This window comes from Nostoc sp., assembly GCF_054880495.1.
On the sequence record NZ_JBTYKD010000228.1, the window covers coordinates 1 to 2180 of the forward strand.

A 2180-nucleotide genomic window follows, 5' to 3' on the forward strand; every position below is an offset into this window, starting at 1 on the left:
AATGCGCTACCCTTGTACTATGGTTTAGAGTAGAATTAGCAATTAAGCTAAATAAAACTGCCAATGGTGTTTAATCGTGACTTTTTGAATGACAACTCAGAGGAACACGCGAATCAACTTCTTTCCGACCACTCTGAGGAATACCCTAATCAGTTACTCAAATATCTACAGCATCAGTCTCCTGATGTTTTGGCTAGGATTGCTCAGTCCGCTAGCCCCGAAATTAAACAAATCATCTCGCAAAATGTCCAAGGGCTATTGGGAATGCTGCCGGCAGAGAATTTCAACGTCCAAATCACAACAGATCGGGAGAACTTAGCTGGGCTTCTAGCGTCGGCCATGATGACGGGGTATTTTCTACGCCAGATGGAACAAAGAATGCAGTTAGAGCATTTGTCTAATGGTCAATAATCAATATTCAGTAGTCAAACATTCTCCGACTATTGACCGAATAATTACTAATTCATAATTAGACAACGGGTACAGAGCCAACACTAAATTTTTGATTTAGTGGTCAACAAGACAGTGGAGAGTAGAGAGCTAGCACTGATAGCGCTACGGAGAGCGAATGCGCTCGCGTCTTGTAATTATGAATTATTAATTATGAATTATTTTGACTACTTCCTTTCAGGATAAGCTCCTAATTGTACTTTGAAGGTTTGAATTTTATCGCTGCGGTTGACTTCGATCGCTAGTATATCCCCAACTTTGCTGAACTCTACCAACTTCTGTACTTGGGCTGAGGTTTTGACGGGTTTAGTGTTAACTTTTTGAATCACATCTCCAGGAAGAAGTCCTACTTGCTTGGCTGGAGAATTGTCTGTAACTCCTCTAATGACAATCCCAACTTCCTGCTGAATGTTGAGCTGATTTTCTTGATTAATTTGCTGTTTTCTGGTGGGAGAAAGGTCTGCCATTTCAATACCCAAGAAGGGATGTTCTACATGCCCTTTAGTAAAAAGTTCATTGGCGACGCGGGCGGCGGTTTCAATGGGGATGGCGAAACCGAGTCCTTGAGCATCAGCGCGGATGGCAGTGTTAATACCAATCACTTCGCCTTGGGCATTTAACAAGGGGCCGCCAGAATTACCAGGGTTAATTGCGGCATCAGTTTGGATAAAGCTGACTCGCTTATCTGGGACACCAACTTGAGCGCTGGTGCGATCGGTAGCGCTGATGATGCCAATGGTGACAGTATTATCTAAACCGAGAGGATTGCCAATAGCGATCGCCCACTGTCCCTGCACCAAGTTTTGCGAATTGCCCAGCTTCGCAGTTGGTAAATGATTTGCTTTTATTTTCACTACCGCCACATCTGTCACAGAATCAACTCCTACTACCTTCCCCTCTAGACTCCGACCATCCTTGAGGGTGACTTGTACTGTATCCGTGTCGGCTACCACATGAGCGTTAGTGAGTAATTCTCCATCTTCACTCAAAATAAATCCCGATCCTGTACCGCGCTCAATACGTTCTTGGGGAATTGGTTCCTCATCCTCTCCAAAGAGTCGCCGCAAGAGGGGATTTTTCAAAGCGTCAGAGATGGGATTGGCGACTTTGCGAGTGGCATTAATTCGCACCACAGCCGGGTCAACTTTTTGCACAGCCGTCGCAATAAAATTCACATTATCGCCCCCAGTAGCCCCAATCGCTCCGTTAGGAGAATTAGGAACTATGGATTCTGGAGGCGAAGCCATTGTTACATTTTTTAACTGTTGGAATGAGGAATTTTGTGGCAGCAGATAGCGACTGCCAAACAAACCTGCACCACCGCCGAACACCAGTAAAAACACATAAACCGCCACTTGCTTTAAAGATAACTTCATAATCATTTTGCTTAAGGACAGCAATGCAGTTGCTAATTTCTAAGTGTAATCAAGCGAACGGCAAGTGGACAAATCAATTTACTAAAAATTAGGCATTGGGCACTTGTACTGACTTTGCCTGCCCTGAGCTTGCCGTACCACTTCGTGGAAGCAAGCTACGCGTAGCGCGATGCCCTGAGCTTGCCGTACCACTTCGTGGAAGCAAGCTACGCGTAGCGTCTGGTAGAGAAGGGTCGAAGTCGCGTTCGCGTAGCGTCTCGTAGAGAAGTCGTTGGCGTAGCCTAAGAAGAGAAGTATTGGGCATTGGGAAAACACTTTCTTTCTTCATCCCCTTGTCTCCCTTGTCTCCCTCAT

At 45.3% G+C, this 2180-nt stretch carries 3 protein-coding genes; 1 reads left to right on the top strand and 2 read right to left on the bottom strand.

What is annotated here, in order from left to right; translation table 11 throughout:
• The first annotated feature begins 63 nt into the window (after positions 1-63).
• Complete coding sequence (locus ACYTXL_RS21670) at positions 64-411, top strand: DUF760 domain-containing protein (protein ID WP_461926529.1); 348 nt, start codon at positions 64-66, stop codon at positions 409-411.
• Between the two features lie 206 nt (positions 412-617).
• Here ACYTXL_RS21670 and ACYTXL_RS21675 read toward each other — a convergent pair whose 3' ends face one another.
• Both ACYTXL_RS21675 and ACYTXL_RS21680 read right to left on the bottom strand, forming a co-directional pair.
• The gene (locus ACYTXL_RS21675) at positions 618-1826 is read right to left on the bottom strand and encodes an HhoA/HhoB/HtrA family serine endopeptidase (RefSeq protein ID WP_461926530.1); all 1209 of its coding nucleotides are present in this window, start codon (positions 1824-1826) and stop codon (positions 618-620) included.
• Positions 1827-1914: 88 nt separating this feature from the next.
• The coding region (locus ACYTXL_RS21680) for a hypothetical protein (RefSeq protein WP_461926531.1) at positions 1915-2180 on the bottom strand (266 nt) is incomplete at its 5' end.